Annotated in this window: 21 protein-coding genes and 1 riboswitch; of the genes, 5 read left to right on the top strand and 16 right to left on the bottom strand. The window is 71.6% G+C overall.

What is annotated here, in order from left to right; genetic code table 11:
* Window positions 1-45 precede the first annotated feature (45 nt).
* The 3 genes from J5V96_RS03520 (at window position 46) to J5V96_RS03510 (ending at window position 3,119) form a co-directional block, all read left to right on the top strand.
* A complete protein-coding gene (locus J5V96_RS03520; protein WP_208500237.1) occupies window positions 46-1,071 on the top strand; it encodes a TIGR03617 family F420-dependent LLM class oxidoreductase in 1,026 nt (341 codons plus the stop codon).
* Between the two features lie 732 nt (window positions 1,072-1,803).
* The gene (locus J5V96_RS03515; RefSeq protein WP_208500236.1) at window positions 1,804-2,526 is read left to right on the top strand and encodes an aminoglycoside 3'-phosphotransferase; all 723 of its coding nucleotides are present in this window, start codon (window positions 1,804-1,806) and stop codon (window positions 2,524-2,526) included.
* 53 nt (window positions 2,527-2,579) lie between these two features.
* Window positions 2,580-3,119: a nitroreductase family deazaflavin-dependent oxidoreductase gene (locus J5V96_RS03510; protein WP_208500235.1), complete on the top strand. Its 540-nt coding sequence runs from the start codon at window positions 2,580-2,582 to the stop codon at window positions 3,117-3,119.
* A 119-nt stretch (window positions 3,120-3,238) separates the two neighbouring features.
* On the opposite strand, the gene J5V96_RS03505 is transcribed toward J5V96_RS03510, so the two are convergent.
* The 3 genes from J5V96_RS03505 to J5V96_RS03495 all read right to left on the bottom strand — a co-directional run bounded on the left by J5V96_RS03505 (window position 3,239) and on the right by J5V96_RS03495 (window position 6,167).
* Complete coding sequence (locus J5V96_RS03505; RefSeq protein WP_208500234.1) at window positions 3,239-4,030, bottom strand: energy-coupling factor transporter transmembrane component T family protein; 792 nt, start codon at window positions 4,028-4,030, stop codon at window positions 3,239-3,241.
* Complete coding sequence (locus J5V96_RS03500; protein WP_208500233.1) at window positions 4,027-5,529, bottom strand: ABC transporter ATP-binding protein; 1,503 nt, start codon at window positions 5,527-5,529, stop codon at window positions 4,027-4,029. Before J5V96_RS03500 ends, J5V96_RS03505 begins: the two co-directional genes overlap by 4 nt.
* A 2-nt stretch (window positions 5,530-5,531) precedes the next feature.
* Window positions 5,532-6,167 (bottom strand): ECF transporter S component, encoded by a 636-nt coding sequence (locus J5V96_RS03495; protein ID WP_208500232.1) that lies wholly within the window; start codon window positions 6,165-6,167, stop codon window positions 5,532-5,534.
* A riboswitch (TPP riboswitch) is annotated at window positions 6,161-6,269 on the bottom strand. Its footprint overlaps the gene before it by 7 nt.
* A 133-nt stretch (window positions 6,270-6,402) precedes the next feature.
* Here J5V96_RS03495 and J5V96_RS17345 point away from each other — a divergent pair.
* Window positions 6,403-8,361: a D-alanyl-D-alanine carboxypeptidase family protein gene (locus tag J5V96_RS17345; protein WP_208500231.1), complete on the top strand. Its 1,959-nt coding sequence runs from the start codon at window positions 6,403-6,405 to the stop codon at window positions 8,359-8,361.
* Window positions 8,362-8,458: 97 nt separating this feature from the next.
* On the opposite strand, the gene J5V96_RS03485 is transcribed toward J5V96_RS17345, so the two are convergent.
* Window positions 8,459-10,525 (bottom strand): ABC transporter ATP-binding protein, encoded by a 2,067-nt coding sequence (locus J5V96_RS03485; protein ID WP_208500230.1) that lies wholly within the window; start codon window positions 10,523-10,525, stop codon window positions 8,459-8,461.
* Window positions 10,522-12,249 (bottom strand): ABC transporter ATP-binding protein, encoded by a 1,728-nt coding sequence (locus tag J5V96_RS03480; protein ID WP_208500229.1) that lies wholly within the window; start codon window positions 12,247-12,249, stop codon window positions 10,522-10,524. Before J5V96_RS03480 ends, J5V96_RS03485 begins: the two co-directional genes overlap by 4 nt.
* A 240-nt stretch (window positions 12,250-12,489) precedes the next feature.
* Here J5V96_RS03480 and J5V96_RS03475 point away from each other — a divergent pair, with 240 nt between their 5' ends.
* Entirely contained in the window at window positions 12,490-13,788 is a 1,299-nt protein-coding gene (locus tag J5V96_RS03475) for a glycoside hydrolase family 27 protein (protein WP_236014375.1), read from the top strand.
* 302 nt (window positions 13,789-14,090) lie between these two features.
* Here the strand turns inward: J5V96_RS03475 and J5V96_RS03470 are convergent, their stop codons facing one another.
* From J5V96_RS03470 to J5V96_RS03420, 11 genes are all read right to left on the bottom strand, one after another.
* Entirely contained in the window at window positions 14,091-16,043 is a 1,953-nt protein-coding gene (locus J5V96_RS03470; protein WP_307793419.1) for a DUF2264 domain-containing protein, read from the bottom strand.
* Window positions 16,044-16,152: 109 nt separating this feature from the next.
* Window positions 16,153-17,118, bottom strand: coding sequence for a C-terminal binding protein (locus J5V96_RS03465; RefSeq protein WP_208500228.1), 966 nt, complete (start codon window positions 17,116-17,118; stop codon window positions 16,153-16,155).
* Window positions 17,115-18,278 carry a fumarylacetoacetate hydrolase family protein gene (locus J5V96_RS03460; protein ID WP_208500227.1) on the bottom strand — a complete coding sequence of 388 codons (1,164 nt, stop codon included), beginning with the start codon at window positions 18,276-18,278 and terminating at the stop codon, window positions 17,115-17,117. Before J5V96_RS03460 ends, J5V96_RS03465 begins: the two co-directional genes overlap by 4 nt.
* Window positions 18,278-19,030: an RraA family protein gene (locus J5V96_RS03455; RefSeq protein WP_208500226.1), complete on the bottom strand. Its 753-nt coding sequence runs from the start codon at window positions 19,028-19,030 to the stop codon at window positions 18,278-18,280. The genes J5V96_RS03460 and J5V96_RS03455 overlap by 1 nt, the downstream gene beginning before the upstream one ends.
* A gap of 43 nt (window positions 19,031-19,073) precedes the next feature.
* Window positions 19,074-19,919 (bottom strand): amidohydrolase family protein, encoded by an 846-nt coding sequence (locus tag J5V96_RS03450; protein ID WP_208500225.1) that lies wholly within the window; start codon window positions 19,917-19,919, stop codon window positions 19,074-19,076.
* The gene (locus J5V96_RS03445) at window positions 19,919-20,695 is read right to left on the bottom strand and encodes an enoyl-CoA hydratase-related protein (protein WP_208500224.1); all 777 of its coding nucleotides are present in this window, start codon (window positions 20,693-20,695) and stop codon (window positions 19,919-19,921) included. Before J5V96_RS03445 ends, J5V96_RS03450 begins: the two co-directional genes overlap by 1 nt.
* Entirely contained in the window at window positions 20,692-21,870 is a 1,179-nt protein-coding gene (locus J5V96_RS03440) for a CaiB/BaiF CoA transferase family protein (RefSeq protein ID WP_208500223.1), read from the bottom strand. Before J5V96_RS03440 ends, J5V96_RS03445 begins: the two co-directional genes overlap by 4 nt.
* A 36-nt stretch (window positions 21,871-21,906) precedes the next feature.
* Window positions 21,907-23,244 (bottom strand): ABC transporter substrate-binding protein, encoded by a 1,338-nt coding sequence (locus J5V96_RS03435; protein WP_208500222.1) that lies wholly within the window; start codon window positions 23,242-23,244, stop codon window positions 21,907-21,909.
* 44 nt (window positions 23,245-23,288) lie between these two features.
* Entirely contained in the window at window positions 23,289-24,191 is a 903-nt protein-coding gene (locus tag J5V96_RS03430; protein WP_208500221.1) for a carbohydrate ABC transporter permease, read from the bottom strand.
* The gene (locus J5V96_RS03425; RefSeq protein WP_208500220.1) at window positions 24,191-25,162 is read right to left on the bottom strand and encodes a carbohydrate ABC transporter permease; all 972 of its coding nucleotides are present in this window, start codon (window positions 25,160-25,162) and stop codon (window positions 24,191-24,193) included. Before J5V96_RS03425 ends, J5V96_RS03430 begins: the two co-directional genes overlap by 1 nt.
* Complete coding sequence (locus J5V96_RS03420) at window positions 25,159-25,986, bottom strand: NAD(P)-dependent oxidoreductase (protein ID WP_208500219.1); 828 nt, start codon at window positions 25,984-25,986, stop codon at window positions 25,159-25,161. Before J5V96_RS03420 ends, J5V96_RS03425 begins: the two co-directional genes overlap by 4 nt.
* Window positions 25,987-26,022 lie beyond the last annotated feature (36 nt).

The following is a 26,022-nucleotide window of genomic DNA, read 5'->3' as shown; positions in this document are numbered from 1 at the left end:
GACAGAATCCGCGGCTCACTCGGATCCGGCCCGCACAATGGCCGAGTGAGTGAGACGACGCAGTTCCACATCGAGATCGGATCGCGCGACGCCAGCCCGGCGGGCGCGGAGCGGGCGGCGCGCTTCGCCGCGGAGGCCGGGTTCGGCGGCCTGCAGCTGACCGAGCTGCAGCACGATCCGTTCGTGGCCTGCGCGCTCGCCGCGCGCGAGGCGCAGCGGGCAGGGCACCCGATCCGGATCGCCACCTCGATCGCCGTGGCGTTCGCCCGCAACCCGATGACGGTCGCGGTCGCGGCGAACGACCTGCAGCTCGCATCGGACGGCCGCTTCGCGCTCGGGCTCGGATCGCAGGTGCAGGCGCACATCGAACGCCGCTTCTCGATGCCCTGGTCGGCGCCGGCGCCGCGCATGCGCGAGTTCATCGGCGCCGTGCGCGCGATCTGGCACTCGTGGGAGACGGGAGAGAAACTCGACTTCCGAGGCGAGCACTACTCCCACACGCTGATGACGCCGATGTTCAGCCCCGGCCCCAACCCCCACGGCAATCCGCCGATCTGGCTCGCCGGCGTCGGCGCGGCGATGACCCGGCTCGCCGGCGAGGCCGCCGACGGATTCGTCGCGCACGCCTTCACCACCCGCGAATACCTCGCCGAGGTGTCCGTGCCCGCGCTGGCCGCCGGCCGCGCGCGCGGCTCGCTCGAGACCCCGATCGAGCTGGTCGCGCTTCCCTTCGTGATCGTCGGATCGGATCCGTCCGCGCGCGCCGCGCAGGAGAAGGCCGTGCGCCAGCAGATCGCCTTCTACGGCTCTACCCCGTCGTACCGCGGCGTGATGGAGCTGCACGGCTGGGAGGCGGCAGCGGATGCGATGCACGCGGCGTCGAAGCGCGGAGAGTGGCGCGAGATGTCCGCCCTCGTCACCGACGAGATGCTCGACGCCTTCGCGGTGTGGGGCACGCCCGCCGAGGTGCGCACGGCGCTGCGCTCCCGCTACGCCGGGCTCGCCACGACGGTCTGCATCAACGCTCCCGAGGGCGCGACCCCGGACGACCTCGCAGCCCTCGCCCGCTGACCCCCCCGCCCGCTCGACCCACCCGCTCGTCGAGCGAGCGAGGAACGAGCGAGTCGAGACGCGTGCCATCAGCGCGACGCCGAGAGGCTTGGGCGCCTCGACTCGCTCCGCTCGCTCGACGAACGAGCGAGGCTGACCCACCCACCCGCTCGACCCCCCGCTCGTCGAGCGAGCGAGGAACGAGCGAGTCGAGACGCGTGCCATCAGCGCGACGCCAGGAGGCTTGGGCGCCTCGACTCGCTCCGCTCGCTCGACGAACGAGCGGGGATGGCCCCCCCACGCACCCGCTCGTCGAGCGAGCGAGGAACGAGCGAGTCGAGACGCGTGCCATCACCGCGACGCCAGGAGGCTCGGGCGCCTCGACTCGCCCCGCTCGCTCGACGAACGAGCGAGGATGACCCACCCGCCCGCTCGACCCACCCGCTCGTCGAGCGAGCGAGGAACGAGCGAGTCGAGACGCGTGTCATCAGCGCGACGCCGAGAGGCTCGGGCGTCTCGACTCGCTCCGCTCGCTCGACGAACGAACGGGGATGACCCACCCACCCATCGCTCGACCCACCCGCTCGTCGAGCGAGCGAGGAACGAGCGAGTCGAGACGCGTGCCATCTGCACGGCGCCAGGAGGCTCGGGCGCCTCGACTCGCTCCGCTCGCTCGACGAACGAACGGGGATGACCCACGCACCCTCGAGTCGAGACGCGTGCCATCGGCGCGACCTCCGGCAGACTGGCGGCATGACCATCCCCGCCGATGACGTCGTGGTTCCGGAGCGAGTGCGCGCGATCGCGGGGCACGCCGAGGTGGTGCCGGTGTGGCGCAACGAGCTGGGCGGCCTGACGTTCCGGGCCGGGGCGTTCTTCATCAAGTGGGGGCCGCGGCACAAGGAGGCGTCGATGGCCGACGAGGCGAAGCGCCTCGCCTGGGCCGCGCGCTGGACGCCGGTGCCCGAGGTGCGCGACCACGGCGAGACCGACGACGAGGAGTGGCTCGTCACCACGGCGCTCGAGGCCGAGTCGGCCGTGTCCCGGCGATGGATCGCCGAGCCCGAGACCGCCGTCCGGGCGATCGGATCCGGTCTGCGGGCGCTGCACGAGGCGCTGCCCGTCGAGGAGTGCCCCTTCGACTGGTCGGTGCCGACCCGCATCCTGCGTGCGCGCGAACGGGGCATCGTCCTGCCTGCCGAGCTGCGGGATCCGCCTCCCGTCGACCGCCTGGTCGTGTGCCACGGCGACGCGTGCGCGCCCAACACGCTCGTCTCGGACGAGGGGCGCTGGGCCGCGCACGTCGACTTCGGGTCGCTGGGCGTCGCTGACCGCTGGGCCGACATCGCCGTGGCGACCATGAGCCTCGAGTGGAACTACGGCCCCGGCTGGGAGCCGACGTTCTACGAGGCGTACGGCGTGGATCCGGATCCGGATCGTGTGCCGTACTACCGCGCGCTGTGGAACGCCATGTGACGCCGCCCGATCCGGGGGTGGAAATGCCCGCGGCGGATGGCCAGGATCGGAGCATGTCTCCCATCCGGCAGGCCGTGCGCGCCGTGCTCGCCCCGCTCAGTCGCACGCGCGCCTTCCGCCGATTCGGACCGCGGTTCATGCCGGTGGCCGAAGCGGGGATGCGGCGCCTGACCGGCGGCCGTGTGCTGCTGTCGGGCCTGCTCGTGCCGTCGCTGACGCTGTACACGCGCGGCGCGCGATCCGGCGCCCCGCGCGCGAGCGAGCTGATGTACACGCCGGATGGATCCGGATCCGCGATCGTGGCGGGCACCAGCTTCGCCCGCGCCGCACACCCCGGGTGGACGTATAACCTGCTCGCCGAGCCGCACGCGGAGATCCTCGTGCGGGGACGGCGCTACTCGGTGGTGGCCGAGCGGATCGACACGGATCCGTCCGCGCGCGAGGCCGCCTGGGCCCGGATCGAGCGGCAGTGGCCCGGCTACCGCGGCTACGAGCGCGACTCGGGGCGCACGGTGCGGCTGTTCCGCCTGCGGCTGGTGGCCGAGCTGCCGGTTGAGGCCGCGCGTGGTCACCGCCGTACGGACGTTGACTAGTCCCGCGCGGCTCTACTAGTCCAGGCGGGACTAGTAATGCCGCGGAGGACTAGTCAACGCGACGGCATGTGGCCCCTCGGCGATGAACCTGCCCGCGGGCGACAGGTGCCCCGCGGGCGTCAGGCCTGGCCGCCGAGGATGAGGTTCCACGAGCCGGTGGCCACCGCGACGGCGACGGCGGTCGCCGAGATCGCGGCCCCGGCGGCGAGCAGCAGCCACTCGCGCCAGCCCCACGGCGACGTGCGGGCCCAGGTGCGCGCGGTGCGCGCGCCGAAGCCGCGGGCCTCCATCGACGTCGCCAGGGTCGAGCCGCGGCGGATCGCCAGGACGATCAGCGCGAACGCCATGCCGCCCAGACGCCGGATGCGACCCGTGTCGGCGACGCCGCGGGCGCGGCGGGCCACCTCGAGCTCGCGCCAATCGTCGATGAGCAGCCCGACCAGGCGCAGGCCACCGAGCGCCCCGAGCACGAACCGCGAGGGCAGCTTCGCCCGCTGTGAGAGGCCGTCCGCGAGATCCGTGGGATCCACCGTCGCGAACAGCGCCACCCCGGGCAGAGCGATCGCCAGGATGCGGAACGTCGCCGCCACGGCGAGCGAGAGCGATCCGTCGCTGACGTGCATAAACAGCCACTGGAAGTGCACCTGCCCGCTCGCCTCGCCGTAGAGCGCGATGGTGACGCCGGTGAGGGGCGCCGCGATCCAGACGGGGGCGGTGCGCAGCCAGAACATCCGCCAGCTGAGACCGGCCATCGCCATCAGCGGGATCTCCAGGATCAGCGCGGTCACCGCCGATACCCAGTCGACCGACAGGATCAGCGGGGCCGCGATGAGCAGGCCGGCGCCGAGCTTCGCGACGGGGTTCACGCGCGCGAGCGGGCCGCGGGCCACCACGGGTGAGAGCAGGGTCATCCGCGCCCCCCGGGCAGGCGCAGCACACGCGCGTGCAGCGCCTCGAGCACGTCCTGGTCGTGGGTGATCGCGACCACCGCGCTCGCCTCGGAGCCGTCCCGTCCATCGCGCAGCGAGGCGATGATGTCGACCAGCTCGGCCCACGTGCGCGCATCCTGACCGAACGTCGGCTCGTCGAGCACCACCACGCGCGGCCGGGTCGCCAGCATGGCCGCGACCGTGAGACGCCTCTTCTCACCGCCCGAGAGCGTGTGCGGGTTCGACTCCGCGAGAGACGCGAGTCGCAGACGCTCGAGCAGCTCGTCGACGCGGCTCGCGATCTCGCGCTCGGGCAGCTTCAGCGCGCGCGGCCCCACCTCCAGCTCGCGTCGCACCGTGCGAGCGAGCAGCTGGTGATCCGGTGACTGCAGCACGGTGCCGATCCGGGTCAGAAGCTGGCGCGACGACCACCGGATCGGCGCGGGGCCGGCTCCGTCGGCCAGTCGCGCGGTCGCCTCGACCACGCCCGCGGCCGGGGGAAGCAGGCCCGCGAGCGTGCGCCCGAGCGTCGACTTGCCGGCGCCGTTCGGCCCGATGACGCCCAGCACCTCGCCCGCCCGCACGACCTCGTCGACAGGTCCGGCCACGGGGCGGCCTGTGACGCGCGCGACCTCGAGGCCGCGCGTCTCGAGCAGCGCCTCTCCGGGCTCGCGCGCAGGCGGCGCGGGATGGCGCGGCGGGATGCCGGGCACCCAGACGCCCTGCGCGGCGAGCTCGGCGCCGCGCTGCCCGAGCACCTCGTCGGGCGTGCCGTCGGCGAGGATCGCGGATCCGTCCTCGCGCCCGCTCTCGCCGGAGCCGCCGAGCACCACGATGCGATCGACCAGCGGCAGCCACACGTCGATGCGGTGCTCCACCACGACCAGGGTCGCCCCCGTGCGATCCAGGATGCGTCCGACCGCGTCCCGCACCGAGACCGCGCCCTCGGGGTCGAGGTTCGCGGTCGGCTCATCGAGCAGCAGCAGCCCCGGGCGCATCGCCAGCGCCCCCGCGAGGGCGATGCGCTGCTTCTGACCGCCGGACAGCGCGTTGGTGTGGTGATCCAGTGGCACGTCGAGGCCGACGAGGTCGAGCGCCTCGCGTACGCGCGGCCAGATCTCGTCGCGCGGCACACCGAGGTTCTCGCACCCGAAGGCCACGTCGTCACCGACCCGTGCGAGTACGGCCTGCGCGTCGGGATCCTGCTGCACCAGTCCCGCGCGCCCGCGGACCTCCTGCGGAGGCGCGCCGTCGATGCGCAGGGCGCCCTCGTGCTGTCCTTCCTCGTCGCCCCCCAGCACTCCCGCCAGCGCGTGCAGCAGGGTCGACTTGCCGGATCCGGATCCGCCCAGCAGCAGCACTCGCTCGCCGGGGGCGATGTCGAGATCGATGCCGCGTGCCGCCCAGCGCAGACGTGACGCGTAGCGCCAGCCCCAGCCGCGCGCCGAGACAGCGGCGGGGACCGGCGTCGTCGCCGTCACGCTCAGACGCGCTTGGTGGAGGCCTGACCCGCGGCGAAGCGGCTCAGCGCGCCGGTGGCCGCGAGACCCCGGGTGATCGCCCAGGCGCCGAGGCCCGCGATCACGGCGCCCGAGAGCGTGGTCGCTGCGATGTAGACGGTCGTGAAGAGGGCGTCGGCGCCGGCGTACCAGAGCACCACGTCGTTGATGCCGCAGGCGAGGCCGGCCGCGGCGCCCGCGAGCAGCGCGACGGGCAGGCGGAACGAGGCGTACAGGAACAGGGCGAACACCAGCTCGGCGCCGACGCCCTGCACGATGCCCGACACGATGGTCAGCGGGCCCCAGGAGTTGCCCACGAGCGCCGAGATGGTCGCGGCGAGCAGCTCGGTGTAGATCGCAGCCCCCGGCTTGCGGATGATCAGGCCGCCCAGCACACCGGCGATCAGCCACGGACCGGCCATCAGCCCGCCGAGGCCGGGCAGGATCGCGCCGACGAGGGCACCGGGCGCCTCGTAGCCGACGTTCCAGACGATGAAGATCACCGCGCAGGCGACAGCCACAACGCTGGCGACGACGATGTCGACGACGCGCCAGCTGAGGCGGCGGGTGTTCGCGGAGGCGGTCTCGGTCTTCGGGGACGCGGACGTGGACGTGCTCATCTTGTTCTCCTCCCTGCGCCGGCATGATCCGGATCAGGTTCGACGGTCGAAGCGCGGATCGCTTCCTCTCAGCCCGGCTCGCCGGACTCCCGTGTGTTGTGAGATGAATTCTAGATCCGAATCGGTGCGCTCGCTGACCGCCGGTTATAGGGTGCTCCCCACCTGCGGCGGGTACCTTATTCGGGTGTCCCCCGACGAACTCCCCCCGCTCGGCGACGCTCCCCCCGGAGACGCCGTGAGTGACGCCGCCGCCTCGAACGGCTCCGCGGTCGACCTCGCGGCGATGTTCACGCTCGAGGAAGCCGAGATCGCCGGGCCCGTCGCCGTCACCGCAGCAGCGGCCGCAACCGCTCCCGAGGCGACCGCGGCCGCATCGAAGCCGACGCCGGACGACCGGGTGCCGGATGCGCCGAAGCCGGCCGCGGATGCACAGCCCGAGCCGGTTGCCCCGAACCCGGATGCGCGGAAGCGGCCCGTGCCGAGGCGAGCCGCGCCGAAGCGCGACGTGCCGAAGCGCGACGTGCCGGTCACGGATGCACGGCGAGCGGACGCGCTTCCTCAGGCGCCCGCGGTCGCGGCACCGCTCCCCGTCTCGGCGGGAGCGCCGGCCGCGCCGGCCGATCCCGTCGCCCCCGTCGACGAGGACGCCACCCAGGCCTTCGACGTCGCCGCGCTGATCGCGGCCGAACGCGCGGGCACACCGGCTCCCGGCACCAAGCAGAAGGCCGGTCGCCGCGCGCGCCGCGAGGCGACCACGGTCGCGGCGCTCCTCGAGGACGCAGCCCCGAAGGATCCGGACGCCTCGGCGCCCGAGGCCGCTGACACCCCGGATTCGAACGGCGCGCAGCAGGCCGAGCCGGTGCCGACGAGGACCGCAGCACTCACGTGGGTCACGCCCGAGACGCTGGGCACGCCGATCCAGCCGACCGGCGGCAAGCCGGTCATCACCGAGCTTCTGCCGCCCGCACCCGGGCCGCGCAAGGGACTCGCGCTCGCAGCGCCGCTGCTGACGGCCGCGGCGCTCGGGCTCGGCTACTTCGGCGGATGCGCGCTGTGGCCCCTCGCGAACGTCGAGCCGACCGTCAGCGAGGCGACCGTGGAGTCGCTGCCGGGCAAGCCGCTGGGCATCGCGTGGCCACAGGACGGCACCGCCGCGGTGGGCGCCGAGGGCCTCGGCCTCATCTCGTCCTCCGACAGCGATGCCGCCTCCATGGCGAGCATCACCAAGCTGGTCACAACGCTGATGATCCTGGAGCGCGCACCGCTCGCCGCGGGTGAGGACGGCCCGTCCTACTCGTTCACGTGGGAGGACAGCAATCTGTACTGGCAGTACCGGTACCAGAACGAGTCGGCGCTGGACGTGCCGGTGGACGGCAGCCTCACCGAGCGGCAGATGATCGAGGGCATCCTCATCGGATCCGCGAACAACTACATCGACCGTCTCACCACCGAGCTGTGGGGCTCGAAGGAAGACTTCGTCGCCGCGGTGCCGGCCTGGCTCGAGGCGCATGGGCTCAGCGGCATCAAGATGGTGGACGCCAGCGGAATCGATCCCGACAACACCGCCACGGCATCCGACCTCGTCAAGCTGGCGAGTCTGGCGCTGGCGGATCCGACGATCGCGCAGATCGTCGCTCTCCCCTCTGTCGAGCTGCCCGGCGCTGGTGAGGTCGCCAACACCAACCCGCTGCTCGGCGACCCGGGTGTGGTGGGCGTCAAGACCGGCACGCTGCTGGCCGGATGGCGCGAGCAGTGGAACCTGCTCACCGCGAAGGACATCACGATCGGGCAGACCACCGTGCGCGTGTACGCCGCGGTGCTGGGCCAGCCCGACGAGGATGGCCGCGCGATCGTCAGCCGCCAGCTGCTGGACCAGGTCGAGCAGTCGCTGCAGCTGCAGCCATCGGTGCCGGTGGGCACGACGGTCGCCACGGTCACCACCGAGTGGGGAGCCTCCGCCGAGGTAGTCACGACCGCCGACGCTCAGGTGGTGCTGTGGGACAGCGGCACTGCCGCCGTCACCTCCGACTACGAGGTGGAGGTCGGCGACCTCGACGGGGCGGACGTGGGACAGCTCACCGCCACCGGCCCGTTCGACTCGACCGACGTGCCGCTCGCCCTGGAGGGCTCGGTGCCGGGCCCCTCGCTGAAGTGGCGGCTCACGCACCCCCTCGACCTGCTCGGCCTGCAGTAGGCGCGGGCGGCACACCGCTGCCCGCCGCCCCAAGCCGGGCGCACCGCGGGAACGCGAAAGCGGGCGGCCCCGAAGGGACCGCCCGCTTTCGCGTGGGTCAGGCCTCGACGCCGCCCGCGGCAGCCGGAGCCTCGGCCGCAGCGGTGGTGACCTCGGCCGCCTCCTCCGCGTCGATGTCGACCGCGGCGTGCTCGAACTGCGACTGGTACAAGCGCCAGTAGGCGCCCTCGCGGCCGATGAGCTCGTCGTGCGTGCCCTGCTCCACGATGTCGCCGTGCTCCATCACGAGGATCAGGTCGGCGTCGCGGATCGTCGACAGACGATGCGCGATGACGAACGAGGTGCGGCCCTCGCGCAGCGCCGCCATGGCGTGCTGCAGCAGCTGCTCGGTGCGGGTGTCGACCGAGCTGGTGGCCTCGTCGAGGATCAGCACCGTCGGCTGCGACACGAACGCGCGGGCGATAGTGATGAGCTGGCGCTCACCCGCCGAGACGTTGGCCGCGTCCTCCTCGAGCACCGTGTCGTAGCCGTCGGGCAGCGTGTGCACAAAGCGGTCGACGTAGGTGGCCTTGGCGGCCTCGACGACCTCTTCGTCGGTCGCATCCTGGCGGCCGTAGCGGATGTTCTCGCGGATCGTGCCCGAGAAGAGCCACGGATCCTGCAGCACCATGCCGGCGCGCTCGCGCACGTCGTACCGGGTCATCTTCGAGATGTCCTGGCCGTCGAGCAGGATCGCCCCGCCGTCGAGCTCGTAGAACCGCATGATGAGGTTCACGAGGGTCGTCTTGCCGGCGCCGGTCGGGCCGACGATCGCGACCGTCTGGCCGGGCTCGACGCGGAACGACAGGTCGCGGATGAGCGGCTGCTCGGGGCTGTACGAGAACTCGACGTTGCGGAACTCGATGACGCCCCGGCCCGCGGGCGCCTTGGCGGCGTCTGCCCCGTCGGGCTCCTGCTCGTCGGCGTCGAGGATCTCGAACACGCGCTCGGCCGAGGCCGTGCCCGACATCACCGCGCTCGTCATGCCGCCCAGCTGCATCAGCGGCTGGGTGAACTGCTGCGAGTACTGCACGAAGGCCTGCACGTCTCCGATGCGCAGCTGACCGGATGCCACCATCAGGCCACCCAGCACGGCGATGCCCGCGTAGGTGAGCGAGCCGATGAACTGCACGCCCGGCATCATGAGGCCCGAGTAGAACTGCGCCTTGAAGGCCGCGTCGAACAGCTCGTCGTTCTCGGCGCCGAAGGCCTGCTCGTTGGACTTCTCGCGGCCGTAGACCTTGACGAGCGCGTGGCCCGAGAAGGCCTCCTCGACGCGGGAGTTGAGCCGGCCGACCTTGGCCCACTGGGCCTGGAAGGCCTTCTGCGAGCGCGGGCCGATGACGCCGAAGATGACGGCCATCAGCGGGAGCGCGATGAGCGCCACCAGCGCGAGCTGCCACGAGATCGAGAACATCATGATCAGCACGCCCACCACGGTGAGCACCGCCGTCACGGCGCCCGACAGCGACTGCTGCAGGGTCTGCGTCATGTTGTCGATGTCGTTCGTGACGCGCGAGATCAGCTCGCCGCGCTGCACCTTGTCGAAGTAGGCGAGCGGCAGGCGGTGGATCTTCGCCTCGACGCGCTCACGCACCCGCCACATGGTCTTCACCATGATCACGTTGATGACGTAGCCCTGGATCCACTGCAGCAGCGCCGATCCCACGTACAGGATCAGCACCCACCGGATCACCTCGGCGAGCGCGGCGAAGTCGATGCCGCCCGAGAGGTCGAAGTGCTTCATCGCCGCGATGGTGTTGGCGAAGTCGGTCTGGCCGGCCTGGCGGAGGGCCTCGACGACCTGATCCTGCGTGGTGCCCTCGGGGAACATCTGGCCGAGCTGGCCGGAGACGAAGCCCTCGAACACGATGTTCGTGGCCTCGCCCAGCACCTTCGGGCCGATGATCGCGAGCACAACGCCGGCGGCGCCGAGCAGCATCACGAGCGCGAACACCCACTTGTACGGGCCGAGGAGCCCGATGAAGCGGACGAAGCTGCGCCCGAAGTCCTTGGCCTTGCCCGGGGGCGGGGCGTCCCAGCCGCCCCCCTGCTGCCGCGCCTTCTCGGCGTTCTCGGCCTCGATGCGGGCCTGCTCCTCCTGCGGAGCCTCGAGGTCGCTCATCGCTTGACTCCCTGCTGCGAGTCGACGATCTCGCGGTACGTGTCGTTGCTCGCGAGGAGCTCTTCGTGCGTGCCGATGCCAGCCATCCGGCCGTTCTCGAGCACAACGATGCGGTCGGCATCCGTGATGGTCGAGATGCGCTGGGCGACGACGATCTTGGTGACCTGCGGCAGCTCTCGCCAGAGGGCCTGACGCAGGCGCGCGTCGGTGGTGAGGTCGAGCGCCGAGAAGGAGTCGTCGAAGACCAGGATGGTCGGGCGGCTGACGATCGCGCGAGCGATCGCCAGGCGCTGCCGCTGGCCGCCCGAGACGTTTGTGCCGCCCTGAGCGATGGGCTCGTCGAGGCCGTGCGGCTTCTCACGCACGAAGTCGGCCGCCTGGGCGATCTCGAGCGCGGCCCACAGCTCGTCGTCGGTCGCCTCCTCGCGGCCGAAGCGCAGGTTGGAGGCGATCGTGCCGTTGAAGAGGAACGGCCGCTGCGGAACCAGGCCGATGCCCGACCACAGCGCCTCGAGATCCGCCTCGCGCACCTCGACGCCGTGCACCCTCACCGAGCCGCCCGTGGCGTCGAACAGCCGCGGGATGAGGTTGATGAGCGTCGACTTGCCGGCGCCGGTGGAGCCGACCACGGCGACGGTCTCACCCGGATCCGCGCGGAAGGACACGCCCTGGATGACCGGCGCGTCGGCGCCCGGATAGGTGAACGACACGTTGTCGAGAACGATCTCGCCGGGACGCGGCATCAGCGACACGGCGGCGTCGGGGCGCTTGAGCGAGCTCTCGACCGCGAGCACCTCTCCCACGCGGTCGGCCGAGACGGCCGCGCGCGGGATCATGATCGTCATGAAGGTGGCCATCATGACGCCGCCCAGGATCTGCCCGACGTACTGCATAAACGCGAACAGCGTGCCGATCTCGACGTTGCCCGCGTCGACCTCGATGGCGCCGAACCAGACGACCGCGATGATTGTGACGTTCAGCACGAGCGAGACGACGGGGAACATCAGCACGAAGAGGGATCCGACCTGACGACCCACGAGCGCGATCTCGTCGTTCGCGCCGCGGAAGCGCTGCTCCTCGATGCGCTCGCGGACGAAGGCGCGCACCACGCGCACACCGGTCAGCTGCTCGCGCATGACCCGGTTGATGGCGTCGAGCTTGCCCTGCATGGCCCGGAAGCCGGGCACCATGCGGGAGATGATCAGGCCGGCCACCAGCAGCAGCACCGGCACCGAAACGCCGATGATCCAGCTGAGACCCACGTCCTGCCGCAGCGCCATGAAGACACCGCCGATGGCGAGCATGGGCGCCTGCACCAGCATCGTGGCGCCCATCATCGCCAGCATCTGCACCTGCTGGACGTCGTTCGTGTTGCGCGTGATGAGCGATCCGGCACCGAACTGCGACACCTCGCGCTCGGAGAAGGAGCTGACCTTCTCGAACACGTCGCGACGCATGTCACGGCCCGTGGCCATCGCCGCCTTCGCAGCGGCGGCTGTGGCGATGATCGAGGCGACGATCTGCCCGAACGAGACCGCCAGCATCACCAGGCCGGTGCGGATGATGAAGTCGGTGTCGCCCTGAGCGACACCCTTGTCGATGATGTCCGCGTTGAGGGACGGCAGATAGAGCGCCGCCATCACCGAGGCGAACTGGAAGAGCAGGACTGCGGCGAGCAGCCACTTGTATCGCAACAGATATCGGAACAGGAGTTTGCCGAGCAAGGAGGCCTCCGGGAGTACTGCCTCGCGTGGGACGCGCGAGGACCGGGGAAACTCTTTCACCTGCCACCGACATTCACCAGCCGGGAGCACTCGTGTCCGCCAGCGGCGAAACGCTCCCCCGCCCGCGGTGCCTTCGGCCCGTGCTCGCCGACCGGCGGATCTCCCGCCGATCCGCGCCTCCAGCGCCGAATTCCGATCGAACCATTCCGTCGCGGGGCACGGCGCCCATAGGCTCGCCGGATGCACGATGCGCAGACGCCTCCGATGGGCTGGAACAGCTGGGACTGCTACGGCACGAGCGTGACGGAGGAGGAGGTGCTCGCGAACGCCGAGTTCCTCGCCGAGCATCTCGCCGACGCGGGCTGGGACACCGTGGTCATCGACATCGACTGGTCGGATCCGACCGCTCGCGCGCACGGCTACAACGCCGACGCGCCGCTCGCGATCGACGCCTGGGGCCGGCTGATCCCGGATCCGTCGCGCTTTCCGTCGTCGGCGGACGGATCCGGATTCACCCGGATCGCCGAGCGCGTGCACGCCCTCGGGCTGAAGCTCGGCATCCACATCATGCGGGGCATCCCGCGGATCGCCGCGGATCGCTCGCTGCCGATCCTCGGGGGTGGGGGCGCCACCGCCGCGGAGGTCGCCGATGCCGCGAACGTCTGCGAGTGGAACCCCGACATGCTCGGTCTCGACCACACGCATCCGGCCGCGCAGGCGTACATGGACTCGCTCGCGCAGATGTATGCCGATTGGGGCATCGACTTCCTGAAGGCCGACGACATGCTCTGGCCCTACCAGCAGGCCGACATCGAGTCGCTGTCGCGTGCCGTGACCGCGACGGGCCGGGACATCCGGATCAGCCTGTCTCCGGGGCGCGATCTGGCGCTCACACGCGTGGATCACCTGCGCGAGCACGCCACGATGTGGCGCATCTGCGACGACCTCTGGGACCGCTGGCCGGACGTGCTGGCCAACTTCTCACGCTTCGCCCGCTGGGCCCCCTTCGCCGGCCCGGAGGGCTGGCCGGACGGCGACATGCTGCCGCTCGGACGCATCGGCATCCGCGCCGAGCGTGGCGAGCCGCGTGACGACGCGCTGACGCCGAACGAGCGGATCACGCTGCTCACGCTCTGGATCATCGCCCGCTCACCGCTGATGGTGGGCGGGGACCTGCCCTCGTCAGATCCGGCGGTCATCGACCTGCTGCGCAACCGCGAGGCGATGGCCGTGCTGCGCGATGCGCGCGGATCGCGTGAGGTGCTGCGCGAGGATCCGCTGATCCTCTGGGCCGCGGACGGCGTCTCGGGCGAGCGCTACGCGGCGGCGTTCAACGTCGGCGAGGAGGATCTGCACGTCACGCTCGACGGCGGCCAGCTCGGGCTGCCTGCCGAGGGGGTGCTGCGGGAGGTGTGGAGCGGCGCCGAGCAGCCCCTCGCGCATCGCGCCGCGCGCGGTGTGGCCCCGGGCGCGGCCGCGATCGATGTGGCTCTGCCCCCGCACGGCGCACGCCTGTGGCGGTGGCAGCCCTCGGCCTAGGCCTGCGCCGAGGCTCGGCGCGTCTCGACTCGCTCCGCTCGCTCGACGAGCGGGAAGGGGTGCGGGCGTGGGGCGGAGCGGCTGCCGCAACCCGCCGCACCCACCACCCACCCCTTCGTTGAGCGACGAGCGCAGCGAGGAGTCGAAACGCCCCACCCCCGCGGCAAGCCCGGGGGCGCGGGCGGGGGGCGGAGCGGTCGCCGCAACCCGCCGCACCCACCACCCACCCGCTCGTTGAGCGACGAGCGCAGCGAGGAGTCGAAACGCCCCACCCCCGCGGCAGGTCGGGGCAGGAGGACGAGTCAGCGCGGGGAGGCGGGGACCGACGAGGAGGTGCGGATGCCGTCGGGCCAGGTGACGTCGAGGCGGAGATCGCCGGATCCGTCGGTGGCCGCGATGGTGGGCAGGCCCAGGTCGCTGACGGCCTCACCGGTGCGGGCGAGCTCCACGAACGCGGTGTGCCAGGCGCCGGGGTCGACATCGACCTCGACGTAGGGCACCGCCGCGAACGCGCCGAGCGGGCTGGCGTCGAGGCGGGTCTCGACAAGCGGCTCGACGCTGTCGTCGCCGATGGTGCGGATGATGCTCGTCAGCTCGCCCGCGGCGACGCGGGCCGCGTGCTCCACGTTCTGCGCGAAGGGCCGGTCGCCGGCGACCGGCCAGCCGCCGATGCGCAGCGTGAGCTCGTCGATCTCGGGCCCCTGCTCGATCGGGTCGACCCGGATGATCCGGGCCTCCCAGAGGCCGCGCACGACGGAATGCGTCGTGATGCGCGCGAGCACGGTCGCATCGCCGGCGAGACCCTGGCCGTGACGGGGGGTCGGCTTCGCCGAGAGTGTGTGGGCGAGCCACGTCGAGGCGGCCCAGGCGGTGCCGTCGCCGAGCACGCGGGCGCCGATGAGCTCGAGGGCCGAGCGGTGCGTGGGCTGGTCGTCGTCGTCCACGAGCACCACAGAGTGCTCGAGCGGATCCGTCCACGCCCGCTCGTCGAGCAGGGGGGCGGTCGCGGTGGAGTAGCCGATGCGGGCGTAGAGGGGCGAGTCGCCGCCGAGCGACCCGGCGCGCGCCTTGTCGGTGCCGTGGTTGTACACGCGCACGATGCCGTCGGCGGCGGTGCCGGAGACAACCCAGCCGGGGGCCGCGATCGCGCGCAGCACGTCGCCGCGGTCGATGGGCAGCGGCTCGGCGGGGGCCGCCCACACCGGGTGGTCGGCGGGAAGCGCCAGCCCGAGCAGCCCCTTGGCGGCCCAGTACGGCGAGGCGGTGCCCGAGTACGACTGCGCCAGCTGGCGCCACTCGCCGTGCCAGCCGAGGGTCAGCAGATCGCGCTCATCCGGGGCGCCGTGCTGCGCGAAGTGGCTCACGATGCGGGCGGCCGCGTGACGCAGGGCGCCGGGGCTGAGCGAGGGCACCTCGGCGATGACGCCGACCCAGAACGGCGCGGCGGCGGCGAAGCGATAGACGAGGCTGCGGCCCTGGATGAGGGGCGAGCCATCGCCGCCGATGAGGGCGATCGCATCCTGCAGGAAGCGGTCGAGGTTCGCGACGTAGCCCGGCAGGCGGTCGGCGGCCAGTTCGGCCGCGCCCCGCATCCGCGACCAGAGCACGGGGTACAGGTGCAGGGCCCAGCCGACGTAGTGGTCGAACGCGCGCTCGACGCCGTCGGAGATCCAGCCGCCCTCGCGCACGAGCGCGTCGTGCAGGGCGAGGTCGGCGTCGATGTCGGCCTGCGACCACGGCCCGCCGACCGAGCGCAGGAACGTCTGCACCACCACGCGGAACCACAGCCAGTTCGTCTTCGGGTAGGTGTCGTCGCCGACGACCGGTGAGAGGTAGTCGATGACCCGCCGCTGGGTCTGCGCGTCGAGACGATCCCAGATCCACTCGCGCGTGAGATCCAGCATCAGCGCCAGCGACGCCGCCTCCACCTTCGCCTGCCCGTGCTCGTCGATACGCACCCACCGGTCGGGCGCATCCGGATCGACACCGGTGCGGATGCCCTGCGAGAAGAAGTCGATGAGGTGGTCGACCCCCTCTCCCCGCTCGCCCGCGATGCGGAAGCCCGCCAGCAGGAAGGTGCGCGCGAAGCCCTCGAGGCCGTCGACATCGCGGCCGTAGCCGCCCTCGGCGCCGGGAGGCGTGATGCGTCCACGTCCGGGCGACGCGTGCGCCATGGATCCGGCGAGCAGGCGGTCGGCGAACGCGGCCCAGTCGTTGCGCGTCCAGTCGGTCGCGGGCGTCGGGATGTGGGGCACCGGATCTCCTTGCGGGCTGGTCTTCGGGAACAGCTCGATTATGGTCGCCCGTCCGAGTGCCCCGGCCCTCGCGCTCCCACCACGGCGCGCGGCGACCGCCGTGCCGGACTCACCCCACCGGGCAGCGGAGCGGCTCGCCGCGGACGGCTCGCAGCGCCTCCTCGGCCGCGAGGCGCTGCAGGTTGTCGAGCGAGCGGTCCGAGAAGAACGCCGCGTGGGGCGTCAGGATCACGTTGCCCGCCTCGCGCAGTCGCGACGCGGGCGGCAGGGGCTCCGGGTCGAAGACGTCGAGCGCCGCGCCTCCGAGGCGACCCGCGAGCAGCGCCTCGGCGACGGCCTCCTGGTCGACGAGCCCCCCGCGGGCCGTGTTGACGAGCACCGCATCGGACCGCATCCGCGCGAGGTTCTCACCGCCGATGATCCGCCGCGTCGCGTCGGTCAGCGGCGCGTGCAGCGACACCGCGTGCGCCTGGGCCAGCAGCTCCTCGAGCGAGACGGCCGTGATCCCGTGAGAGGCGAGCCGGATCGGATCCGCATACGGATCGAAGGCGATGACGCGGAATCCGAAGGGCGCGAGTCGTGCGGCCACGGACAGGCCGATGCGTCCGGTGCCGATGAGGCCCACCGTGGTGTCGCGGAAGTCGCGGAGCGGCCCGAGGCCGCCCGGGGTCACCCATCCGTCGGCCACGATCGCGGCGGTGTAGGGGCCGGTGCGCCGCAGCAGCGCGAGCAGGCACGACACGGCGTGATCGGCGACGGTGTCCACACCGTAGTCGGGCACGTTGCACACCCGCACCCCGAGCCGGCGCGCGGCGTCGAGGTCGACGTTGTCGTAGCCGACGCCGTAGCGGATCACCACCGCACCCGACCCGAGCGCCTCGAGCACCGCGGCGGTCATGGGCGCGAAGTTCACGAACACGACGTCCGCCCCGGCCACGGCCGCGCGGGCGCCGGGCTCGTCGTCGGCCGCCACCTGGTGCACGATCAGCTCGCGGCCGAGCGCATCGGCCGCGGCCTGCTCGTGCGCGGTGCCGCCGAACGCGTGGTCGGTGACGACGAGCGCCGGCCCGCTCATCCGAGCCCCCGCGCCGCGAGGTCGGCGAAGAACGCGCGGATGCCGAACTCCCACGGCGGGCACTCCTCGGCCGCGCGCACCGTGTTGACCAGCGTGCCGAGGGCCGGGGTCGAGATCCGCACCACGTCACCGCGCCGGTGGGTGAAGCCCATGCCGGGGCTGTCGCGATCCTGCGTCGGAGCGAACAGCGTGCCGGTGAACAGCACGAAGCCGTCGGGGTACTGGTGGTGGGCGCCGATCGTGTGCGCGACGAGCTCCTCGAGCGTGCGACTCATCTGCGACATCGAGCTGCCGTCGTCGAGCACGAACCCGTCCTCGCCCTCGATGCGCAGCGCGATCTCGAGACCGCGCACGTCGTCGAGGCCGAACCCCTCGTCGAACAGGCGCAGCACCGGCCCGATCGCCGCCGATGCGTTGTTGTCCTTGGCCTCGCCCAGCAGCAGCGCGCTGCGGCCCTCGAAGTCGCGCAGGTTGACGTCGTTGCCGAGCGTCGCGGCGACGGGCCGGCCGGCCGAAGTCACCGCCAGCACGACCTCGGGCTCGGGGTTGTTCCACGTCGAGCGCGACAGCACGCCGATCGGCGCGCCCGTGCCCACGGTCGACAGCACCGGAGCCTTCGTGAAGATCTCCGGATCCGGTCCGATCCCGACCTCGAGGTACTGCGACCACAGCCCCTCGGCGATGAGCATGCGCTTGACCTCGGCCGCCTCCGCGGAACCGGGCCGCAGGTCGGTCAGGGCGGCGCCGACCACGCCGAGCACCTTCTCGCGGATCTCGGCGGCGCGCGTCGCGTCGCCCTGGGCGCGCTCCTCGATGACCCGCTCGATCATGCTGCGCGCGAAGGTCACGCCCGCCGCCTTGACGACCTGCAGGTCGATCGGGGAGAGCAGGACGGGCGCGGATCCGGATCCGTCCAGCGTCGCCCGCACGACGTCGTCCACCGCCCACGACTCCCCCGCGTCTGCCTCGCGGACGACGGCGAGCAGGTCGGCGCGGTCGAACAGGTCGGCGACGGTCGGACCGTGCGCGGTGATGTCGACGAAGCGGCCACCGCGCACGGTGGCCACGCGCGCCCCGCGCTCGCCGGGCACCCGGAGGCGCGCGACGACGGTCGCGGCCTCCAGGTCGGCGGGCAGCAGCTCGGATGCGAGGTGGGGCATCAGAGGTCGGCGTAGTACGCGAGCACGGCGTCGACGTCGACCGAGCTGTCGGGCGTCATGCCGAGGCTGTCGTAGTGACGCTTGCGCGCGCGCATGTCGGCGAGCAGGATCTCGCGGGCGTGCACGGCGACCTCCTCGGCGACGTGGCGGGGCACGACCACCACGCCGTCGTCGTCGGCGCCGATCATGTCGCCGGGGTTCACCTGCACGCCGCCGCAGGCGATCGTCGTCTGCGTCTCGACGACCATGATGCGGCCGGGGATGATGGTGCGGCCGCGGTGGCGGGCGACGACGGGGCTCTTCTGAGCCGTGACCTCGCCGGTGTCGCGGCAGTAGCCGTCGGTGATGATGCCGACGGCGCCGGCGACGACCGAGGCCATGGCGTTCTCGGAGCCCCAGAAGCCCACCTCGGGCCCGCCGCCGGCGTCCATCACGATGACGTGGCCCGGCTTCAGGTCGACGGGGAGCTTCGGGTGCGGCACCTCGGCGAACCAGCGGCCGTGCGCGGCGACGATGTCGGCGGTGGTGTCGAGCTTCCACATCGGGCGGTTCGACGGCACGGCGCGGATCGTGGCCGCCTCGCCCCAGAACTTCATGCCGGACCAGAGGGGACGCACCTCCGGATCCATCAGGCCGATGTTGAAGTAGCCGATGCCGTCCAGGGCGTCGACCACGTCGCACACACGCAGGTGCTGGTACAGGCTGCGCAGGTCGGTGGGGTCGGCCTTCTCGAAGACGGGTGCTGCGGGCATGGGTCATCTCTCCTTTGAGGGATCTCTATCGGTGGTTCGGAAATCAGAATCGGTCGAGGCGGTACGCCGCTTCCGCGGTGCCGCCGCGCACGCGGGCGCGATCGGCGGCGTGCGGCAGAAGCTCATCGAGCAGCGAGCCGATGTCGGCCCATGCCGTCTCGTGGTCGGCGCGGAGCGTGACGACGGGCCAGTTGCTCGACAGCATCAGCCGCTCGGGGCCGAGCCGATCGACGACATGCGTGACGGCGGGGCGGATCTCGTCGGCGTTCCACGCCGGCCACGCGGTGAGCACGTCCAGCCCGACCGAGACCTTCATGGCGATGTTCGGGCACGCGGCGAGCGCGTCGATCCGGTCGCGCCAGGGCTGCCAGTCGGCGGTCTCGATCGGGGGGCGACCGAGATGATCGACGACGATCTGCAGCTCCGGAACCGCGCGGGCGAGCGCGATGACGGCCGACGTCTGCTCGTCGGTGAGCGGCACGACATCCCACGCGAGTCCCCGGGCGGCGAGATCCCGGAAAAGCGAGACGACGTCCGCGTCCGCGAGCCAGCCCAGGGGGTCGCGGCCGATGAGACAGCGCACGCCGACGTGCTTCGGAATCGTCACGCGCTCGAGCTCGGCGCGCGCCGCATCCGGATGCTGCAGCGGCAGCCATCCGACGATGCCCGCGACACTCGGCTCGGCCGCATAGCCGACGAGCCGGTCGTTCTCGTCGGGTCCGTCGACCGACTGCACAACGACGGTGCCGTCGATCCCGTGCGCGGCGAGCGCCGGGGCGAGGTCGGAGGGCCCGAAGTCGCGATCGAGGCCGGCGTGGTCGTGTGTGCGCCAGGGCTGATCCTGGGCGGCGGTGCGCCAGTAGTGCTGGTGCGCGTCGATGGCGGGCATCATGCTCCCTTCCAGTGCGGATGGCGCTTCGCCGTGAAGGCGGCGACGCCCTCGGCGAAGTCGGCGCTGCCGTAGCAGGCCTCGAGGAGATCGTCGTTGCCGGGGACGGGGATCGCGTCCTCGAGACGACGCAGCGTCTGCTTCAGGCTGCGCAGGGCCAGGGGCGCGGAGCGCCCGGTGGCCGTGAGGGTCTCGGCGAGCGCGACGTCGAGCTCGCCGGGCTCGGCGAGGCGGTGCACAAAGCCCCCCAGCTCCTCCGCGAGGGCGAGGCGGGCGCCGAGCAGGATCGAGGCGGTGTGCGATGCGCCGAGGCGCGCGACGAGCCGGGCCACGACGGGCGCGGGCAGGCAGTTGCCGAGGGTGCGCACGATCGGCGCGCCGAAGACGGATCCGCGTTCGGCGATGACGAGGTCGCAGGTCGCGGCGATCGCGAGGCCCGCGCCGACGGCCGCGCCGGAGACCGCCGCGATGGTGGGCACGGGGATGTCGCGAAGGGCGCCGAGCACCGCGCCGACGCGGTGCTCGTAGGCCACGCCGGCCGCCCCGTCGAAGCCCGCGAACTGGGCGATGTCGGTGCCGGCGGCGAACCCGTCGCCCTGGCCGCCGCGGATGACCACGGCGCGCAGCGTCGCGTCCGCGGCGGCGGCCACGCAGGCGTGCTGCAGCTGCTCGTACATGTCCCAGGTGAGCGCATTGCGCCGCCCCGGGTTGGTCAGGGTGAGGGTGAGCACGTCTCCCTCTCTCGCCGACAGGACGTGCGGATCCGGATCCGTCATGCGCCGGCTCCCGCGGCGAGGGCGCCGAGCACCTCATCGTCGTGCTCGCCCAGCAGGGGCGGGGGTGTGCGCACCTCGGCCGGGGTCCGCGACAGGCGGATCGGCGAAGCGAGCACCTTGGTGGTCCCCTCGACGGGGTGCTCGACGGTGGCGATCATGCCGCGCGCCTTCACATGGGCGTCCTCCTCGAGCACCTGCCGGTAGTCGCGGATCGGCCCCGCCGGCACGCCGGCGGCGAGCAGGCGCTGCACCCAGTCGTCGGTGGTGGATCCCGCGAAGAGGGCCTCCAGCTCCTCGGCCAGCTCGACACGGTGGTCCATCCGGGCGTTGTTGTCGGCGTAGCGCTCGTCGGCGAGCAGATGCGGGGCCCCGAGCACCTCGCACAGCAGGCGCCACAGCTTCTCGTTGTTCGCCCCGATCGTGAGGTACCCGTCGGCCGTGCGCAGCGCCTGGTAGGGCGCCGACATGCGGTTGGCCGAGCCGAGCGCGCGGGGGCTGACGCCCGTCGACCAGAACTCGGTCGACTCCCACACCGACATGGCCAGGGCCGACTCGAACAGCGAGGTCTCGATCCGCTGGCCCTCCCCCGAGCGGGTGCGCTCGATGAGCGCGGCGAGGATGCCGACGGCGCAGAAGAGACCGGATCCGAGATCTGCGATCGGGATCGCCGACTTCACGGGTGGGCGGCCCTCCTCGCCCATGATGCTCATCACGCCCGTCATGCCCTGCGCGATGAGGTCGTAGCCGGGGTAGGTCGAGTACGGCCCGGTCTGTCCGAAGCCCGAGATGCTCGCGTAGACGACCCGCGGGTTGGCGGCGCGGATGGCGTCCCATCCGACCCCGAGCCGATCGGCGACCCCGGGTCGGAAGTTCTCGATCACCACGTCGGCATCGCGCACCAGCTCGAAGAACCGGGCGAGATCGTCCTCCTGCTTCAGGTCGAGGCGCACGCTGCGCTTGTTGCGGTTGAGCGACAGGAAGGCCCTGCTGTCGTCCCCGACGACCGAGTAGCCCCACGAGCTGCGGGTCTGGTCGCCGCCGTTCGGGTTCTCGATCTTGACGACGTCGGCACCGAGGTCGGCGAGCATCATCGTGCAGAACGGGCCGGACATGATCTGGCTGAGGTCGAGCACGCGGATGCCCTCGAGGGCGCCGGCGGGGGGCTGGATGGACATGCAGAGCCTTCCTGTCAGGTCAGCGGATCGACGCGGTCACTGGCCCAGCGAGGCGTTCGCCTCGCTGAAGAACGTGGTCACGGCGTCCTCGATCGACGTGCGCTCGAAGCTGATGTCCTCCCACGCGCGCTTGAACGAGGCCTCGAAGGTCGCCTGGTACCCGGGAGGGAAGACGATCGACTGCGGCTCGTTCTCGACGATCTGCTGGTAGAGCCCCAGCTCGTGCTTCTTCGTCTCGGGCAGCGATGTGTCGGCGAGCAGGGCGTCGAGCACCTTGGTGTTCGTCGGCGCGCCGTTGTCGGCCGCGAAGGTCTTGCCGGCCTCGAGGTCGTTCGTGAAGAAGTCGAGGAACGCCGCGGCCGTGTCGGGGTTGTCGCAGGACGCGGGGATCGCGAAGCCCGAGGGGTAGAGCGCGTTGCCGGATCCGGCCGAGCCCGAGGGGTACGGCAGGGTCGTGATCTTCGCGTCGCCCTTGCCCGCGAGCGTGGCCGACGCGGGGGTCAGCGCGTTGCCCGGAAGCGTGTCGCTGAGCAGCTCGCCGTTGGCGAAGTAGCTCTGATCGGTGGCGGTCGGCTCCTCGGCGGCGCGCTCCGGCGTCTCGGTCACGCCGGCCTTGCGCAGGTCATCCCAGATCGTCCAGTACTCGGAGAGGTCGTCCTCCGAGAAGCCGAGCTTGCCGTCGTCTCCGAACAGCGACTTGCCGTTGGAGAGGGTCCAGCCGATGAAGAAGTTCGGGCGGCCGCCGGAGGAGTCCACGGCCTTCGTCCCCTCCGGCAGGGTCGCCGAGGCGTCCTCGAGGAACGAGAAGTAGTCGTCCCAGGTGTAGCCCTCGGCAGGCAGCTCGACCCCGGCCGCGGCGGCCAGCGTCTCGTTGACGCCGACCGCGTCGTAGGCGGCACCGTAGGGGAGGAAGTAGAGCTTGCCGTCGGTGCCGCGGCCGTTGTCGAGCACCGCCTCGGGGATGTCGTCGACGCTGATCTGGCCCGATTCGATGAACGGATCAAGCGGCAGCAGCAGCTGGTGCTTCGTGTAGTCGTTGACCTGGCGACCCTGAACCTGCACGGCGCAGGGCATCGACTTGCTGGACGCCTGCACGTTCAGCTTGTCCCAGTAGGCGCCGAAGTCGGCCGACTGCCGGTCGGTCGTCACGCCCGCGTTCTGCTCCTCGAACATGTCGATGACAGCGTTGGTCTTCGCGTTGCGGCTGTCGCCGCCCCACCAGGCGATCGAGATCTCGCCCTCGACCTTCGGCGGGGCGGCCGGGTCGCCGCCGTCGCCGCCGGCGGCGGGCGTGGAGCCTCCGGCACAGCCCGCGAGACCGAGGGCCGCAGTGGAGAACAGGGCGACAGCGACGGTGCTGCGCGTGATCTTCATGGTGTTCCTTCCGAGAACGGTGAATGGTGCTGGGGAGTGCCCGGTCACTTGAGACCGGTGGTGGCGATGCCCTCGATGAGCAGTCGCTGAGAGACGATGAAGAAGGCGACGATCGGCGCGAGCGAGAGCGTGGCCATCGCGAAGAGGGGCCCGTAGGTGCTGGCCCCGGTCGCGTCGAGGAAGGTGCTCAGCGCGAGCGGCACGGTCTTGAGCTCGTCCTGGTTCAGGTAGAGCAGCGGGCCGAGGAAGTCGTTCCAGGCGCTGATGAAGGTGAACATCGCCGTGGTGCCGATCGCGGGCAGGGACAGCGGCAGGATGATCCGCAGGAAGATGCGCACGTGACCGCAGCCGTCGAGGCGGGCCGATTCGTCGAGCTCGCGCGGCAGACCGCGGATGAACTGCACCATCAGGAAGATGTAGAACGCCTCGACCCCGAGCCAGTGCGGCACGACCAGCGGCAGGTACGTGTTGACCCATCCGAGGTTGTTGAAGAGCACGTACTGGGGCACGAGCGTGACGTGCATGGGCAGCAGCATCGTGCCGAGCATGATCGCGAAGAGGAGGTTCTTGAGCGGGAACTCCAGCCGCGCGAACGCGTAGGCCGCGAGCGTGCAGGCGAACAGGTTGCCGGCGATCGTCAGCAGCGTGACGAACGTGGAGTTCACGAAGTACCGAGAGAAGTCATACGAGCCGGTCGACCAGCCCTGCGCGAAGTTCTCGAGGGTGAGCCGGCTGCCCAGCAGGCCGATGCCGTTGAACGCCTCGTTGCTGGGGCGCAGCGAGGCGCCGACCATCCACAGCAGCGGGTACAGGATGATCACCAGCAGCGCGATCAGCAGCGCATGGCGGATGATCGCCTTCAGGATCGGATTCTTCACGGGTCGCGACGCGAACCGCAGCGGACGGCGCTTCTCGGGCGGCACCGTGAGGGTCATCGTGGTCGTCATCACTTGTCTCCGTAGAAGACCCAGAACTTCGACGTCCAGAAGAACAGGCCCGTGAAGACCGCGAGCACCGCGACCAGCACCCATGCGAGCGCGGAGGCGTAGCCCATGTTCAGCTGAGCGAAGCCCTGCTGGTAGAGGTACAGGGTGTAGAAGAGGGTCGAGTCGGCCGGGCCGCCGGTGCCGCCGCTGATGATGTACGCGGGCGTGAACGCCTGGAAGGCGTGGATGGTCACCATCAGCGAGTTGAAGAAGATGATCGGCGTCATCATCGGCACGGTCACCGAGAAGAATCGGCGCAGCTTGCCGGCGCCATCCATCTCGGCCGCCTCGTAGAGCTCGGGCGGCACCTGGCGCAGGCCCGCGAGGAAGATGATCATCGTCGAGCCGAACGCCCACACCGCCAGCGCGATGATCGTCATCAGCGCCGTGTCGGGGCTGCCGGTCCAGCTCTTGTGCTCGATCCCGAAGAAGCGCAGCACCTCATTGACGATGCCCGCGTCGCCCCAGACCACGCGCCACAGTGCGGCGACCGCGACCGAGGCGCCCAGCAGCGAGGGCAGATAGAACAGGGCACGGTAGCCGGTGAGGAACCCGATCCGCGAGTTCAGCAGCAGCGCGACCAGCATCGAGACGACGAGGATCAGCGGCACGGCGATCAGCACGTAGGTGACCGTGACGATGATGGACGCCATGCCCCGGGCGTCGGTCGTGAAGAGCCTCGCGTAGTTGTCGAAGCCGATCCAGTTCGGAGCCGGTGCGAGCAGGTTGTAGTCGGTGAACGACAGGTACAGCGAGTAGAGCATCGGACCGATGGTGAGCAGCAGCAGTCCGGCGATCCAGGGAGCGAGGAAGCCGTAGGCCACCCACTTCTCGCCGCCTCGGCGCCTGCTCCGCCGGGGCCGCGCGGGCGCGGCGGCGGGCGGCGTCGTCGTGTCGCGCCGAGCGTCGGCGCGCAGGTCGAGCTGGGTCATGCGTTGCCTCCGTCATGGGCGTGAGCTTCGATGCGGTCCCCCGCGAGTCCGGCCACGGCGGCCGCGATCCCCGCGTCGATGTCCGCGTCGCGGGCCGCCTGCACGAACTCGGCGAGATCCTTCCGCCACGGGCGCCCCGCCGCATCGGCGCGGGCGTCGTCGTACGAGCGCGTCAGATCGTCGAAGAACGTCAGGTGCCGGCCCGCCCAGGTGTCGCCGGTCGAGCCACGCAGCACCGCCAGCACGGCGTCCTCGCTCACGCCGTGTGCGGCGGCCAGCGCGAGGCCTTCGTGCAGGGCGCCGAGCGCCGAGAACAGCACCAGCTGATTGGCGAGCTTCACCGCGGAGGCCGCGCCGATCTCGCCGAGGGGGTGGACCGTCTCCGCAAGCGCGTCGATGACGGCACGCGCCGGCGCGGGGTCACCGCCCACCAGCACGGTGAGCTCGCCTGCGCGGGCCTTCTCCGGGCCGCCGCTGACGGGCGCCTCGACCAGCGCCACTCCGCGACGCGAGAGCACCTCCGCGACCTCGCGCGCCTTCTGCGGCACCACCGTGCTGATGAGCACAACGGTCTGCACCTCGCCGGTCTCGACGTCGCGCCCGAGCAGGTCGAGCAGGCCCGTCTCGTCGGGAGTGACGACGCAGAGCGTGGCGCACGACAGCACGGCGGCGGCTCCGGAGGACGCGTCGGCAACGCGCGATACCCGATCCGGATCCGCATCGTGCACGGCGAGATCGAAGCCGGCCTCGGCCAGGCGCAGGGCGATGGGCAGGCCGATGGCTCCCAGGCCCAGCACGCCCACGCGGGCTCTCGACTCGGACATCTGCGTCTCCGTTCGGATTCGGTTCGCCCTTCGTCG

Source organism: Microbacterium stercoris (assembly GCF_017592545.1).
GTDB lineage: Bacteria > Actinomycetota > Actinomycetes > Actinomycetales > Microbacteriaceae > Microbacterium > Microbacterium stercoris.
This window is presented reverse-complemented; position numbering and strand designations above follow the sequence as displayed.

Coding starts and splice junctions, on each gene's coding strand:
- J5V96_RS03440 (WP_208500223.1), bottom strand. CDS start 21,870: ATGTCCATCCAGCCCCCCGCCGGCGCCCTCGAGGGCATCCGCGTGCTC.
- J5V96_RS03450 (WP_208500225.1), bottom strand. CDS start 19,919: ATGCCCGCCATCGACGCGCACCAGCACTACTGGCGCACCGCCGCCCAG.
- J5V96_RS03510 (WP_208500235.1), top strand. CDS start 2,580: ATGTCTCCCATCCGGCAGGCCGTGCGCGCCGTGCTCGCCCCGCTCAGT.
- J5V96_RS03435 (WP_208500222.1), bottom strand. CDS start 23,244: ATGAAGATCACGCGCAGCACCGTCGCTGTCGCCCTGTTCTCCACTGCG.
- J5V96_RS03420 (WP_208500219.1), bottom strand. CDS start 25,986: ATGTCCGAGTCGAGAGCCCGCGTGGGCGTGCTGGGCCTGGGAGCCATC.
- J5V96_RS03445 (WP_208500224.1), bottom strand. CDS start 20,695: ATGACGGATCCGGATCCGCACGTCCTGTCGGCGAGAGAGGGAGACGTG.
- J5V96_RS03460 (WP_208500227.1), bottom strand. CDS start 18,278: ATGCCCCACCTCGCATCCGAGCTGCTGCCCGCCGACCTGGAGGCCGCG.
- J5V96_RS03475 (WP_236014375.1), top strand. CDS start 12,490: ATGCACGATGCGCAGACGCCTCCGATGGGCTGGAACAGCTGGGACTGC.
- J5V96_RS03455 (WP_208500226.1), bottom strand. CDS start 19,030: ATGCCCGCAGCACCCGTCTTCGAGAAGGCCGACCCCACCGACCTGCGC.
- J5V96_RS03430 (WP_208500221.1), bottom strand. CDS start 24,191: ATGACGACCACGATGACCCTCACGGTGCCGCCCGAGAAGCGCCGTCCG.
- J5V96_RS03485 (WP_208500230.1), bottom strand. CDS start 10,525: ATGAGCGACCTCGAGGCTCCGCAGGAGGAGCAGGCCCGCATCGAGGCC.
- J5V96_RS03515 (WP_208500236.1), top strand. CDS start 1,804: ATGACCATCCCCGCCGATGACGTCGTGGTTCCGGAGCGAGTGCGCGCG.
- J5V96_RS03425 (WP_208500220.1), bottom strand. CDS start 25,162: ATGACCCAGCTCGACCTGCGCGCCGACGCTCGGCGCGACACGACGACG.
- J5V96_RS03505 (WP_208500234.1), bottom strand. CDS start 4,030: ATGACCCTGCTCTCACCCGTGGTGGCCCGCGGCCCGCTCGCGCGCGTG.
- J5V96_RS03495 (WP_208500232.1), bottom strand. CDS start 6,167: ATGAGCACGTCCACGTCCGCGTCCCCGAAGACCGAGACCGCCTCCGCG.
- J5V96_RS03465 (WP_208500228.1), bottom strand. CDS start 17,118: ATGAGCGGGCCGGCGCTCGTCGTCACCGACCACGCGTTCGGCGGCACC.